Source organism: Rhizobium sp. ZPR4 (assembly GCF_040215725.1).
Classification (GTDB): domain Bacteria; phylum Pseudomonadota; class Alphaproteobacteria; order Rhizobiales; family Rhizobiaceae; genus Rhizobium; species Rhizobium rhizogenes_D.
Window position 1 is genome coordinate 97368 of the sequence record NZ_CP157969.1, and the last position, 14421, is coordinate 111788.

The following is a 14421-nucleotide window of genomic DNA, read 5'->3' on the forward strand; positions in this document are numbered from 1 at the left end:
GCTCCCGCGAGGCGTTGCATGAAATCCGTCAAACAAGAAGCTAAGCACGATCCCTTGAAGGTCGGATTCATCCTCGCACGATCATTTACGCTTTCCGCCTTCGCTCTGTTCGTCGATACGCTGAGATTGGCGAGCGACGAGGCCGACAAATCGGGCAGAGTGCTGGCCGACTGGCAGGTATTGGGTAGCACCCGGCATCTCATCACATCGAGCTGCGGTGTTCAGGTCGCACCGACGTCGGACTTTATCGACCCAAAGGAATTCCACTACATTGTCGTCGTGGGTGGGCTTTTGAATGCCGACATTACGATCGATCATCAGACCTCCGACTATCTGAAGAAGGCCGCAGCCCAGAAGATCCCGCTGATCGGGGTTTGTACCGGCACGTTCATTCTGGCGCGCCTTGGCCTGATGAAAACACACCAGACCTGCGTCAGCTGGCTGCACTATCAGGCTTACCGGGAGCAATTCCCCGAAAACCCCGTTCGCTCGGATCGCCTGTTCAATCTCGACCGGAGCCGCGGATCATGCGCGGGCGGAAGCAGCGCCGCCGATATGGCTGCTTTTCTCGTCAGACGGCACATCAGCCGAGATGCAGAACGAAACGCTCTGGAAGTGCTGCAAATCGAGCGCGCCCGATCCGGGCTGGATATACAGCCGCGCAAGCCACTCGCGATCGAATGCCAGGATCCACGCCTGAAAGCCGTGCTGATCACCATGGAAAGCCATATCGAGGACGTGGTGCCGACCGAAGAGCTTGCCGCATCGGTCGGCTTATCCCGGCGGCAGCTCGAACGTCTGTTCACCGAAGAAATGAAAACCTCTCCCGGAGCCGTCTACACCCGCATTCGCATGGAACGGGCCAAGCAGCTGGTTCTCCAGACAGAGGCACCGCTCATTGAAATCGCGCTCGAAGTCGGCTTCGACAGCGCATCCCATTTTGCAAGGCTCTTTCGCCGTCTCTTCGGACAATCTCCCACAGAGCTGCGTCGCGCGCATGCCTAAAGCAGGCGGAGAAACGTGCCGCGCCGATGGCTGCCAGCTTCCCTAATGACGTTCCCGATAAGGAGTGAGCGGAGTCCGACAGTCGGTTTCCTGCCGACACGACGCCCATATGCGGATCATGCGCGCAGCGGCATCATTCAACATCCAGATCGAAGAAATGCTGGGTCGCTAGAGCTGCGGCGCCTCGCGCCCAGGAACCAGGCACCCAATCTGGCAGCAATTCAGGCGTATTCAAAAAGACATATTTTGCCATCGAACGGCGGATCGGCTCGAGGATCGCCTCGCCAAACTGCATGGCTTCGCCGCCGGCGATGAGAACCTCGGGATCGAACAGGTTCACCAGATCCGCCACGTGACGCCCGATCAACTCTCCAGCTTCTGCCATGACCTCGAGAGCAGTCGCATCGCCGCCATCGATCGCCGCTGCGAATTCGTCGCGATTGGCCTTAGCGCCTCGGCGCCGACCCCACTCCTCGATCATCGGCGCCTCGGCTGCGTGAGCCTGAAGGCAGCCCCGTCTCCCGCATTCGCAAAGCCGTCCGCCGGGAACCGTGATGATGTGACCGAGCTTTCCGGCCAGGCCATGGCTTCCGTGATAGATTTCTCCACCCATAACAAGCGATGATCCGACACCGGTGCCGACTGCGATCGTCGCGAAATTGCTGTAGTTGCGGCCGGCGCCGAAGAGCCGCTGAGCAACGGTGAAGGCGCTGATGTCGTCATCGATCCAGACAGGGATATGAACCCGTTCACGCAGCAGTTCGGGAAAGGCGAGATTACGCCAGCCAAAGCGCGGGCTCTGCACGCAGATGCCTTTGACCGCATCCACCTCGCCGGGAATGGAAACGCCGACGCCCATAACCGGCGAGCCGGTACGGCCGGCATCGGCCAGAAGCTTCGGGATCGCCGTCGCGATGGCCTCGACCATCGTTTGCGGCAACGTGTCCCGCACAGGCATCTCGAAGGAAGCGATCGGCGTCGTGGCGAGGTCGGTCAGGACACAATCGATACTGTCGTGGCGAAGCTTGAACCCGACAGCCAGATGGCCGCCATAGTTGATATCGACTGGTACGGGCCGGCGCCCGGTTGCGCCCGTCTGCGCTTTTCCTTCGACGACGAGCCCCTCCTCGATCAGTTCCGTGACCACGAAGGTCACTGCCGCCGGACTGAGGCCCGTCACCGTGGCGATTTCGGCACGCGGCATTGCCCCGCGGTTTCGCAGCAGGTTGAGGATGAGCCGCCGGTTGAGGGCTCGAGAGGTACTAGGGTTGCCGCGCACGGTGATCCTTTAAATTTATTTTGTAAATTAACTATTGTTGCTTCCCGGAAGATACGGTATGCAATAGCACATGGCAATGGAGGAATGTCCGCTTGTATCAACGCAAGCGGAAAGGCCGGTTTATTGCGTAATTTCTGAAGGTTAGCGGCTGCTCATATCGGTGGGCGGGCCAGGATTTGATGTGCCTCGGGAGGAAAAAGATGGCATCGAAGAACGAACTTTCACTCATCAATGCAATCAGGGCGTCTCGGCGCCAGTTTATGATTGGCACGGGCGCTGCCCTGGCTGCCACGGCTCTTTATCGTCCGGCAATTGCCAATGGCGGCGAAGTGACGATCATTTCGGATATCGGCAATGCCGACCAGCGGGCCGTCCTTGACCGCATTGCTGCTGATTTTACCAAGAAGACGGGGACGAAAGTTACCATCAACAATATGGATCACGAGGCCCACAAGACGGCTATCCGCAGCTATCTCGTCGTCGGCGCCCCTGATATCTGCTTCTGGTTCTCCGGCAATCGAATGAAGGCTTTCGTCGATCGCGGGCTGTTCGACGACATTTCCGACCTGTTCGTGAAGGAAGGCTACAGCGACAAGCTGGGCGCCACCATGACGGCCGTCACCGTCAACGGCAAGCAGTACGGCCTGCCGCTTGGCGGTATTCTCTGGGGCCTTTTCTATCGCAAGGACGTTTTCGCCGAGAAGGGCTGGACGGCGCCGAAGAACTGGGACGACTTCCTGAAATTCGGCGAGGCGGCGAAGTCCGCCGGCATGACCCCGATCAGCATGGGCACAAAGGAACTGTGGCCGACCGGCGGCTGGTTCGATCACATGAACCTGCGCATCAACGGTCTCGACAAGCACCTCGCCCTTATGGAAGGCAAGATCCCCTATACCGACCCGATGCTGAAGCCGGTCTTCGACAAATGGGAAGAGCTCATCAAGGCCAATTTCTTCTCCGCAAGCGGCCCATCCTTCGGCTGGGAACAGGCGGGCGCGGCTCTCGCACAGAAGAAGGCAGCGATGATGGATCTCGGAGGCTTCATCAAGTCCGCCTTCCCGGCAGGCGACGAGGCCCAGATTGCCTTCGCCCCCTTCCCGGAAATCGTATCCGGTGTCGAACGCTATGAGGACTTCTCGGTCAACTCGGTGCATATCCCGGCCAAGGCGAAGAACCGGCAAGGTGCGCGCGATTTTCTCGCCTATTTCTATCAGCCGGAAAACCTCGGCGCATTCCTCGAAGCCGAAGGCACCATTCCGCCGCGCAACGATTGCCCGCCGAGCAAGGATCCCTTGGTCAACATCGCCGTAGAGTCGCTCAAGACCGTGAAGGGAACGTCGCAATATTATGACCGCGACACCGATCCAGACATGGCGCAGGACGGCATGAAGGGCTTCCAGGAGTTCACGGTCAAGCCCGAGCGGCGCGACCAGATCCTGGCGCGGCTCGAAAAGACCCGCGCGCGCATTTTCAAATAGTCCTCCCGGACCAAGGCGCGGCGGGCCAGGAGTCTTGCGGCCCGTTGCTCCCGCCGCGCCCATCTTCAAGATGTGCGCCTCCCGAGGCGCCGAGAACTATCGAACCAAGAAGTCTGAGCCATGTGGAAAAAACACAGGAACTGGCTGACGCCTGTCCTCTTCATTGTGCCGGGATGCATCCTGTTCGGAACGATCATCATCGCTTCCTCGGTGGAATCGATCTGGATATCGTTCTTCGATTGGGACGGTGTCGGGCAGAAGGCCTGGGTGGGATTGGCAAACTATTCAGAACTCTTTGCCGATCCGCAATTCTACGTCTCGCTGAAGAACAACATCATCTGGCTCGTCATGTTCATGGCGGCACCGCCGCTCGGGCTGGCGCTGGCACTCCTCGTCAACCAGCAGATCGCCGGCATGCGGATCTTGAAGTCGCTCTTCTTCATTCCGCTCGTGCTTGCGACCGTCACGGTCGGCGTCGTCTTCGGCTGGGTCTATGATCCGAATTACGGGCTTCTTGCTCTCATCTTCGGTCTTTTCGGCGCAACGGCGCCTGCCTTGCTCGCCGACGAGCATTTCGTCACCTTCGCCGTGGTCGCAGCCGCGCTCTGGCCGCAGATCGCCTTTTGCATGGTGCTTTTTCTCGCCGGCCTCAACAATCTGAGCTCTGACATCATCGGAGCCGGACGTGTCGATGGCGCGCGCGGCTGGAACATGCTCTGGCACGTCGTGTTGCCGCAGTTGCGTCAGGTAGGTTTCATCGCCCTTGCCGTTACCGTCGTCGGCGCATTGCGGTCCTTCGACATGATTGCAGTGATGACATCTGGCGGCCCCTTCGGCTCGTCGGAGGTCCTGGCCTACCAGATGTACGAGCAGTCGATCTTCTCATACCGGTTCGGCTATGGCGCAGCGATTGCCACCATCCTCTTCGCAATCATGATCGTTTTCATCACTTGGTATCTGCGCGTCATGGTGCGCATGGAACGGGAGACACGCTGATGTATCCTCGCCCCATTCCCGAAGAAAAGCCCGCGCTTCGCGGCCTTTATGCCGGCTTCGTCGGCCTCATCCTCATATTGTGGCTGCTACCGCTCTTTGCCGTCATGCTGACAGCCTCCAAGACGGCCGATGAGATCATGGCCGGCAAATACTGGACTTGGCCCGAGCACTTCAATCTGTTCGAGAACTTCCAGTCGGTCTTCCAGCAGACGAACATGTGGGGCTACTTCATCAACAGCCTCATCATCACCCTGCCTTCCGTATTGCTGGTTCTCGTGTTCTCGACGCTGACCGGCTATGTGCTCGCCCGCTATAATTTTCGTGGCAATGCGCTGCTCTTCTCGCTTTTCGTCGGCGGCAACTTCCTGCCTGCGCAGATCATGATGATCCCGGTACGCGATCTCATGGTCTCGGTCGGCCTATACGACACCTATTTCGCGTTGATCATCTTCCACGTCGCCTTCCAGACCGGCTTTGCGACCCTGTTCATGCGCAATTTCATCGCGGCTCTGCCCGACGAATTGTTCCAGGCGGCGCGCGCGGAAGGCGCCTCCCCCTGGCAGACAATGCGCCATGTCGTCATACCGCTGATGCGGCCGGCGCTCGCAGCATTGGCGATCCTGATCTTCACCTTCGTCTGGAACGATTATTTCTGGGCGATCGTGCTCACCCAGAGCGATGTCGTGAAGCCGGTGACCGCAGGGTTGAACAACCTCAGAGGCGAATGGACGTCTGCCTGGAATATCGTGGCAGCGGCAACATTGTTCGTCGCCGTTCCGCCGGTCCTAATGTTCTTCCTGATGCAAAAACATTTCATCGCGGGCCTGACCATGGGCGCCGTCAAGGGCTGACGCGCGCCGCACCGTTTGAGACGATTTGGAGTATCATTCATGAGCCATGTACAGCTGATCGATATCGACAAACATTATGGCAGCTATCATGCCCTGCGTTCGGTCAATCTTTCCGTCGACAAGGGCGAGTTCATCGTCATGGTCGGCCCTTCCGGCTGCGGCAAATCCACCACGCTGAAGACCATCGCCGGGCTTGAGACCATCAGCTCAGGCGAGATCTGGATCAATGGCCGCAACGTGACGCGCGAGGAGCCGGGCGACCGCGGCATCGCCATGGTCTTCCAGTCCTATGCGCTTTATCCGCACATGACGGTCGCCGAGAACATGGGCTTCGGCCTGAAGATGGCCAAGCGGCCGCAAACGGAGATCGACGCTGCCGTCAAGCGCGCAGCCGAAATCCTTAGAATATCCGACCAGCTCGATAAACGCCCGAAGCAGCTTTCGGGCGGCCAGCGGCAGCGCGTCGCCATCGGCCGCGCCATTACCCGCTCGCCGGAGGTCTTCCTTTTCGACGAACCGCTTTCCAATCTCGATGCTGCGCTGCGCACGCAGATGCGCGTGGAGCTTTCGACGCTGCATCAGCAGCTCGGCTCGACGATGATCTATGTGACGCACGACCAGGTCGAGGCGATGACCATGGCGAGCCGGATCATCGTGTTCAACAAGGGCATCATCGAACAGGAAGGCGCGCCGCTCAACCTCTATCACAATCCGGCAAACCAATTCGTCGCCGGCTTTCTCGGTGCGCCGCGGATCAATTTCATCAATGCAAAGCTCATTTCCCTTCGCGATGGCATCGCTGAAGTCGCGCTCGAAGGTGGCGGCACGACGGTCCGCGTTCCGGTGGGCGATGTCGGCGATCTTAAGGCTGAGTCCCATCTCACCCTGGGCATCCGGCCGGAATCGCTGAAGATCGGCCCCTCCACCGAGGATGTCGCCATCTCCTTGGACGGCAAGGTCCGGCTGGTCGAGCAGCTCGGCCGTGAAACCATCCTCTACGTCGATGCGGGTCCGCTCGCAACGATCGGCTCGGAAAGCGGCACACGCAATTTCACCGTTCAGCTCGGTAACGCGACCGGGTTTTCGGCCGGCGAGCAGGTCAAGCTGTCCGCCTCCACCTCCGCCCTTTACCTCTTCGGCCCCGATGGCAGAACCCTCAGCCGGCCGAAACCCATCATTGCCTCTCTGTAAAGAAAGCTTGTGATCTCATGAAAGTTTTGGAAAGAAAGCCGCTCTCGGTCTGGCGGACGCTCAATCTCGACGGCTTCATGGTCGGCGTGCCGCATTATCCCGAACATGTCGACGAGAGCTATTGGGATCGCGATGCCGAACGCATGGCAGCTGCCGGTTTCAACGCCGTTCGCATGGCGGAGTTCGCCTGGCACATCATGGAGCCGCATGAAGACCATTTCGACTTCTCGCTCTTCGACAAGGCGATTGCCGGCCTTGCCAAGCACGGCATCAAGACCATTCTCTGCACGCCGACGGCAACGCCGCCGCGCTGGCTGACGGCAAAATATCCGGAAGTCCTGCGCGTCGATGCCAATGGCAGGCAGGCAAGCCATGGATCGCGCCAGCATTGCGACACGACGAGCCCGGTGTTGCGCGTGCACAGCCAGCGCATCACCCGCGCCATGGCCGAACATTACCGCGACAATCCTCACGTCATCGGCTGGCAGACGGATAACGAGCTGAACACGACGACCTCCGAAAGCTACTCGCCATCGGCGCTCATCGAATTCCAGAAGTTCTGCCGCGCCAAGTACGAAACGATCGAAGCTCTGAACTTTGCCTGGGGCGGCGACTTCTGGGCAACGGCCTATCAGACATTCGACCAGATCGTCTTCCCGAAGCCGATGAACCCGTCCTTCTCGAGCCCCGGCCATGTGCAGGACTATCACCGCTTCCTTGCCTTCGCGACGGCCCTCTTCCAGCACGATCAGGTGGAGATCCTGAGAGCCACCAATTCCGAATGGTTCATCTTCCACAATCTCGGCAACCTTGCCGACATCGATTTCCGCGGCCAGTTCGGCCAGGATCTCGATTTCATCGGCTTCGACATCTATCCGTTCCTCTATGACGAGATGCGCCGTGGCGGCGGCCATGCGATCACGCAGGCTTTTCATCTCGACCAATGCCGGGCTTATTCCGGCAATTTCATCGTTCCCGAACAGGCCTCCGGCCTCGGCAGCCAGCCGGGCTTTTCCTCCTCCGTGCCGGAACCTGGCGAGATGCGCCGCATGGCGATGACTTCCGTTTCGCGCGGCGCTGACGGTCTGATGTTCTTCCGCTGGCGGCCGGCGCATTTCGGCGCAGAAATCTACTGGAACGGCATTATCGACCACGATGACGTTCCACGCCGCCGTTACGAGGAAGCCAAGCAATTCGCATCGGACATCCGCAAGATCGAGGACAAGTTGCTCGGCACCACCGTCCGCATGGATATTGCCATCGCCGGCGCGGATTTCGACAATCAGGAAGCCTACAAGACCTATGCAATCGGCCTGCCAAGCCCGATGCAGGATGCCGCCCATCTGCACCGCGCGTGCTACCAGGCCGGTATCGCCTGCGGCTTCATCCATCCGGAAGATGATCTCTCGCGCGTCAAGGCGCTCTATGTTCCCCATTGGGTCATGTGGAAGGAAGAGTGGTCGCCAGCAGTGGAGAAGTTCGTCGCCGATGGCGGCACGCTCATCCTGTCGGCTATGACGGGAACCCGCGACGACAACAACCACATCATCCGCACCCAGGCACCGGGCAAGGCGCTCTCGGAGCTTTCGGGGGTGCATGTCTATGAATTCGGTCCGGTCTCCGCCCCAGGAGCGGATGGGCTGTTTACCGGCTTCCGCGAGGGCGGCATTGGTGGTCACCAGCCGTCGCCACGTCCGGCGGCAACCTCCGCTTCGCGCAAATATGCCTACACGATCGGCAATCGTCAGCTGGAAGCCGGCCATCTCTACGAGAAGCTGGAGACAACAGCGGACACGGAAACTGTTGGCCGCTGGTCCGATCGCTTCCTCGAAGGCACGCCAATGTTGACGTGCCGCCGGCATGGCAATGGCCAGGTCTACTACCTCGGCACCTATCTCACCGCGCCGCTTGCGGAGGTCATTCGCGAGCTTCTCGTCAGCAAGGGTGTTGCCGTACCACTAGTGCAGGATCTGCCTAATGGTGTCGAAGTGTCCCTGCGCGAAGGTGACAGCAGGAAGCTGCTGTTCGTGCTCAATACGGAGCATGAAACGAAGATCGTCAATCTGCCGTCCGGTACCGACCTGCTGACCGGCAAAGCCATATCGGGCATGACTGAACTCGCCGGCTACGGCGTATTGGTGATCGAGCAATCGGCCTGACATCGCCCATGATATCTACGGCGCCGGGAATGAAACTTCGGCGCCGAAGTTTTGGAATTTAGATTCTTCGATCACTGATCGGCATCTAGGCGCGCAGCGAATTGAAGTGCTGCATCATACGCTCGGCCGTCGGTCGGATACCGGTGAACAGCTCGAACGCCTTCACCGCCTGGAATACCGCCATGCCGCCGCCGTCGAGAACATGGCACCCTGTCTGCCGAGCGAGTTTCACCAACTCGGTCTCGATCGGGAAATAGACGATTTCTGCGACCCAAAGACGATCGGATAGAAGTTGCGCGTCGAGCGGCAGCCCGGGATGAGCGGCCATGCCGGTCGGCGTTGCATGAACCAGACCATCAGCTGCATCCAGTGCCACGGCAAGGTCATGACCAATCGAGAAACGGCAAGCGCCATGTGCTGGCTGCAGCTGATCCACGAGAGCCTGCGCGCGCAAGGGGTCGAGATCGAATATCTCTATGGACTGCGCGCCCATTTCAGCCACCGCATGGGCAACGGCAACGCCGGCGCCGCCAGCGCCCAGCTGCACAACGTGATCGAGTGAAACCCCGGTCAATCCGCGCCGGAAACTTTCGGCAAATCCCCACCAATCGGTATTGTGGCCGATCCTGCGCTGCCCATCAAAAATGATCGTGTTGATGGATCGCAGTGTCTGAGCATCAGGCGACAATTCATCCACCAGTGCCACGGCCGCCTGCTTACAAGGATGGGTGATGTTGAGGCCGGCAAAGCCCTGCGCCTCGGCTTCATCGACGAGAGCCGGAAGGTCCGATACGGAGAGGCCGCGTATATCAAGGTCGATGAGGTCATAGCGATAGGACAGGCCGCAATGTTCGCCCTCGCGCATATGCATAGCCGGCGTCAGCGAGCGGCCTATCCCGGCACCGATCAATCCGACATGAAGTTGACGAGGAACAATGGCAGCTTGAGTGTTCAATCTTTCCTCCCGAACAGCAAAACCAAGCCATGCTGCAGGCTTGTCCGCAAAATGTACGAACTAGTACGTAAAGTCAATATAAGACGCGCTTCCAGGCCTCCGGGAAACGTCGGTCCCAATCAAGCGGCTCTGGCACCGTCAGGCCATCTCGGAGGAAGGATGTCTCAGAAAAGCAAGGATCGCATCGACGATCAGAGACTTATGCCGCTTCTTCAAAGCTTCGGACGACAAGTCACGCTCGAAGATCGCCCCGAAAGTATGCCGATTGGAAACGCGAAAAAAGCACTGGGCGCTGATCATCATATGCAGATCGACCGGATCTACCTTGCGCACGAAGCTGCCATCGGCGTAGCCCCGTTCGAGGATTTGCGTGATGATATCGATGACGGCGATGTTCATCTGCGACAGGACGACCGAACGCTTCATATGTTCGGCGCGATGGATGTTCTCGATGCTGACCAGTCGTACGAAATCCGGATTCTGGTCGTCATGATCGAAGGTGCTTGCGATCAATTGTGCCATGGCCTGAACGGGCGGCATGTTTTCGAGATCGAGCTCGCTCTCGAGCGTGCGGATCTTCGTATAGGCCTGCTCGAGAACGGCGAGATAGAGCCCTTCCTTGCTGCCGAAATAATAGTAGATCATGCGCTTGGACGTCTTGGTGCGCTCGGCGATCTCGTCGACGCGCGCACCGGAAAAACCGGCTGCGACAAACTCCTCGGTGGCAATCTTCAGAATATTTTCCTTGGTCGCGTCTGGATCGTTCTTCCGCGTCAGACGCTCGATCTTGGCCGCTTGCGCTTTGGTCATCCCTTGCCCGTCTTCCTGGGTCTGTCTCTGCCCATCATTGAAGATCAAAGCTTTAACACAGGCTTCACGCCAATGGGGAGGGCCTAAAGTTTCGGCAGACCAATCGGTCGCAGATGCCGCCTCAGCGCTGCTATGCGAAAGATGGCATTGGCCGCACCATAGCCACGATAGCCGCTGCGCTGGACGATTTCGAAGAAGAAGCCTTCGCCGTAGGTCGGGCTGTAAAGCTGGAAATATTCGCCGTGATCGTCGCGATCATAAAGAATATTATGCGCCTTCAGCCGATCCGTGAAAGCCGGCTCCAGGCCGAATCTCGCCTCCAGATCGTCGTAATAGTTGGGCGAGATCATCAAGGTGGCAAAGCCGTTATCCGACAACGCGGCCGCAGCCGTAAAGATATCATCGGTCGCAAACGCCAGGTGCTGAATGCCGGAGCCAAAAGTTTCGGCGATGAAATGGCCGGCGAGCGTATTGCGATTTTCCGCGCCATTCAGCGTGATGCGCAAGGTGCCTTGTTCGTTTTCGACGACCTGGCTTCGAACGACGCCGGCCGGATCGATAATATCGACCATCGGCGTCTTATGCGCCTTCAGTATCGCCGTATAAAAGAGCAGCCAGGTCAGCAACTCCTCATATTTCATCGTCTGCGCGACATGATCTATGCCCGTCAGCCCGACCGGCTGCAGATCGGTGTCGTCATTGACCGGATCGAATTCGATCTCCCATATGCGGGCGAGCGCGCTTCTGCGATCGAGGAAATACAGGATGCCGCCGCCGACGCCCCTGACGGCAGGCATTTCGATCTCGCCGGGATTCAGTGGCTGTTCAAAACGTTCGGCACCCAGGGCCACGGCTCGCGCGACTGCGGCTTCGGCATCATCAACCCATAATCCCATCGCATAGGCTGACTGCCCGTGCAGAGCATAGGAGGCACCGGCAAATCCATCCGGATCGGTGTTGACGACGAGATTGATATCGCCTTGCCGGAAGACGTCGACGCGCTTGGTCTTGTGGCGCCCGACATGGCGAAAGCCCAGGGCACGCAGCCGATCCGCGAGCACGGATGTCTCCGCCTCATCGACGGTAAATTCGATAAAGGCAACGCCCTCCACCTCGGCGCGCGTCGGCATCGGCGGCAAGGTGAGGCTGCTGCTTTCCGCGCGACGAACCTGGTCACCGAGATAGATGAGAGAGCGCCTGCCATCGACGGCAATCGCGGTCGGCGAACCGCCACGAAACTGGTCGTTGAAAATCTCCAGCGAGAGATAGCCGTCGTAGCCAGTCACGGCGACGGCCTTCATGAATTCGAGCACGGGAAGATCGCCCTCGCCCGGCATGTTGCGGAAATGGCGGCTCCAATAAAGGAGATCCATGTCGATCAACGGCGCGTCGGCAAGCTGGATGATGAAGATCTTCTCTTTCGGGATCGATCGGATCGAATTGACGTCGATCTTGCGCGAAAGCGTATGGAAGCTGTCGAGAATGAGCCCGATATTCGGGTGATCGGCCCGACGGACGATTTCCCAGGCGTCGCGATGATCGTGAATGTGCCGTCCCCAGGCGAGCGCCTCATAGCCAACGCGCAGGCCGCGCCTGGCCGCTCTTTCGCCGAGCTCGAAGAAATCGGCCGCGGCTCGATCGATCCCGCCCAGCGCCACGGACGAGACGTTTGAACAAACGAGAACAAGATCGGTCCCCATCTCCTGCATCAGGTCGAACTTGCGTTCGGCGCGATCGAAGGTTCGGCTGCGCAGGGGTTCGGGCATGCCCTCAAAGTCCCGGAAGGGCTGAAAGAGCGTGATCTCCAGCCCATGATCCCTGACCATCTGGCCGACCTGGCGCGGCGATTCATCGAAGGCGAGGAAATCATTCTCGAAGATTTCGACACCATCGAAACCTGCCTTGGCAATGGCCTGAAGCTTTTCCTTGAGGTCACCACTGATCGAAACGGTCGCAATCGAGGTTTTCATTGTTTCATCCCGTTACTTGACGATTTTCAACAAACTCATCCGCGATCGCGACACGTTATCACCATCAAGATCAGACGCGACGGCTAGACCGTGCGATCGGCGTGGCGAACGGAAGCTGCCAAGCGTCGTTCATCCCTGCCGAGTTGATCGATCGGCGTCCGGTAGGTCTCCGTTGCGGTTGCCGCGGAAATGGCGGCAATCAAGGCTGTGATCGAGGTAAACACGGCAACCGGCACCCATCCCATCGGTCCTGTGCCCATCACGGCTGCGCTGATTGTCGGCGCGAAGCCGCCGAGTGCAAAGCCGATCTGGGTTCCGACAGCCATGCCGGACAGGCGCACGCGGGTGTCGAACATTTCAGCATACAGCGCCGGCCAGATGCCGTTCGATGCACTGTAGACCACGCCGGAAAGCAGGATACCGAGGACGAAGACCAGCAAGAGGTTGTTCTGGCTGATGGCCCAGATGTAGGGCCAGATCAGCACCGCACAGCCGACGGCACCGAAGATGAATATGGGCTTGCGGCCGATGCGGTCTGCGAGAATGGCCCAAGCGGGAATCGCACCGAGCGCCACGATATTGGCAAGCACCAGAACGGTCAGCATCGTCGAGCGATCGATATGCATGGTGTTGACGGCATAGGACAGGGTGAAGACGCTGAAGATCGTGCTGACGACGGAAATCAACGCCGCAAAGATGATGCGCAGGACATCCGCCCAATAATTGGTGATAAGCGAGACAAGCGGAACTTTTGCGACCTCGCCCTTCTTGGTTTCCTCCAGAAAGGCAGGTGTTTCCGCAAGTGTGCGGCGAACCCAGAATCCAACGATGACCACCACGAAGCTCAGGAAAAACGGGATACGCCAACCCCATGACATCAATGCGGCTTCATCGAGCTTTCCAAGCGGGATGAAGACCAATGTTGCAAGGATCAGCCCGGCCTGTGTTCCGCTCAGCGTGAAGCTGGTGAAAAAGGCGCGCCTATTTTCAGGCGCGTGCTCGAGCGTCATGGAGCTGGCGCCAGCCTGTTCGCCGGCAGCTGAAATGCCCTGCAGCAAGCGCGCCAGAACCAGAAGAACAGGCGCCAGAATGCCAGCCTGATTATAGGTCGGCAGGCAGCCTATGATGAAGGTCGAAAACCCCATGAGGAGCAGCGTGAACGTCAGCACCTTCTTGCGGCCGAATTTGTCACCGACGTGACCCAGAACGACTGCACCCAGCGGCCGCATGATATAGGCAACGCCAAAGGTCGCGAACGAGGCGATGGCCGCCGTTTGCGGATCTTCCGCCGAAAAGAAGATCTTCGGGAATATGAGAGCTGCTGCCGTACCGTAGACGAAGAAGTCATAATACTCGACGGCGCTTCCCAACCAGCTCGCAAGAGCCGCGCGCTTGGGTGTCTTATGTTCGATTTGTGCTTTCATGGTCGTTCCTCCCCAGAGCATTCGGATATCGAGGACACATCATAACCGGGCGCATCCGGCCTCCGCCTGCACCCGCTTACAAGGACATCCGAGATCATCCTGACAGTCATCGATGCCGCACGATGCAGCATCCGTCACTCCTCGCCGATAATAATGTACGAACTAGTTCGTTTTGTAAAGCGCCACCGAATTGCGATCACGCGACACGTTGTTGCGCGCATCAGAAATAATGTGTTGAACCAGCTTGTGCGTCACAGCCAGACGCGGTGAAGACCCTGCGATCAAGCCGAGCTCACCCACGGA

The 14421-nt window shown here is 58.9% G+C and carries 11 protein-coding genes; 6 read left to right on the forward strand and 5 right to left on the reverse strand.

Features of this window, described 5'->3' with window-relative positions:
- Positions 1 to 18 precede the first annotated feature (18 nt).
- Positions 19 to 1005, forward strand: a complete 987-nt coding sequence (locus ABOK31_RS28315; RefSeq protein WP_174172441.1) for a GlxA family transcriptional regulator — start codon at positions 19 to 21, stop codon at positions 1003 to 1005.
- A 133-nt stretch (positions 1006 to 1138) separates the two neighbouring features.
- Here ABOK31_RS28315 and ABOK31_RS28320 read toward each other — a convergent pair whose 3' ends face one another.
- Positions 1139 to 2284 (reverse strand): ROK family transcriptional regulator, encoded by a 1146-nt coding sequence (locus ABOK31_RS28320; RefSeq protein ID WP_349962134.1) that lies wholly within the window; start codon positions 2282 to 2284, stop codon positions 1139 to 1141.
- Between the two features lie 200 nt (positions 2285 to 2484).
- On the opposite strand from ABOK31_RS28320, the gene ABOK31_RS28325 reads away from it, so the two are divergent.
- From ABOK31_RS28325 to ABOK31_RS28345, 5 genes are all read left to right on the forward strand, one after another.
- Positions 2485 to 3762 carry an ABC transporter substrate-binding protein gene (locus ABOK31_RS28325; protein WP_349962136.1) on the forward strand — a complete coding sequence of 426 codons (1278 nt, stop codon included), beginning with the start codon at positions 2485 to 2487 and terminating at the stop codon, positions 3760 to 3762.
- Positions 3763 to 3882: 120 nt separating this feature from the next.
- Complete coding sequence (locus tag ABOK31_RS28330) at positions 3883 to 4758, forward strand: sugar ABC transporter permease (RefSeq protein ID WP_349962138.1); 876 nt, start codon at positions 3883 to 3885, stop codon at positions 4756 to 4758.
- Positions 4758 to 5609, forward strand: coding sequence for a carbohydrate ABC transporter permease (locus ABOK31_RS28335; protein WP_174172445.1), 852 nt, complete (start codon positions 4758 to 4760; stop codon positions 5607 to 5609). The genes ABOK31_RS28330 and ABOK31_RS28335 overlap by 1 nt, the downstream gene beginning before the upstream one ends.
- Before the next feature lie 39 nt (positions 5610 to 5648).
- Complete coding sequence (locus ABOK31_RS28340) at positions 5649 to 6800, forward strand: ABC transporter ATP-binding protein (RefSeq protein WP_349962139.1); 1152 nt, start codon at positions 5649 to 5651, stop codon at positions 6798 to 6800.
- Positions 6801 to 6817: 17 nt separating this feature from the next.
- Entirely contained in the window at positions 6818 to 8959 is a 2142-nt protein-coding gene (locus tag ABOK31_RS28345; protein ID WP_349962141.1) for a beta-galactosidase, read from the forward strand.
- 85 nt (positions 8960 to 9044) lie between these two features.
- On the opposite strand, the gene ABOK31_RS28350 is transcribed toward ABOK31_RS28345, so the two are convergent.
- The 4 genes from ABOK31_RS28350 to ABOK31_RS28365 form a co-directional block, all read right to left on the reverse strand.
- Complete coding sequence (locus tag ABOK31_RS28350) at positions 9045 to 9914, reverse strand: shikimate dehydrogenase (protein WP_349962142.1); 870 nt, start codon at positions 9912 to 9914, stop codon at positions 9045 to 9047.
- A 138-nt stretch (positions 9915 to 10052) separates the two neighbouring features.
- On the reverse strand, positions 10053 to 10724 hold the full coding sequence (locus ABOK31_RS28355; protein WP_349962144.1) for a TetR/AcrR family transcriptional regulator: 672 nt from the start codon (positions 10722 to 10724) through the stop codon (positions 10053 to 10055).
- A gap of 83 nt (positions 10725 to 10807) precedes the next feature.
- A complete protein-coding gene (locus ABOK31_RS28360; RefSeq protein WP_349962146.1) occupies positions 10808 to 12694 on the reverse strand; it encodes a TIM barrel protein in 1887 nt (628 codons plus the stop codon).
- 83 nt (positions 12695 to 12777) lie between these two features.
- Positions 12778 to 14118, reverse strand: a complete 1341-nt coding sequence (locus tag ABOK31_RS28365; protein WP_349962147.1) for an MFS transporter — start codon at positions 14116 to 14118, stop codon at positions 12778 to 12780.
- Between the last annotated feature and the right edge of the window lie 303 nt (positions 14119 to 14421).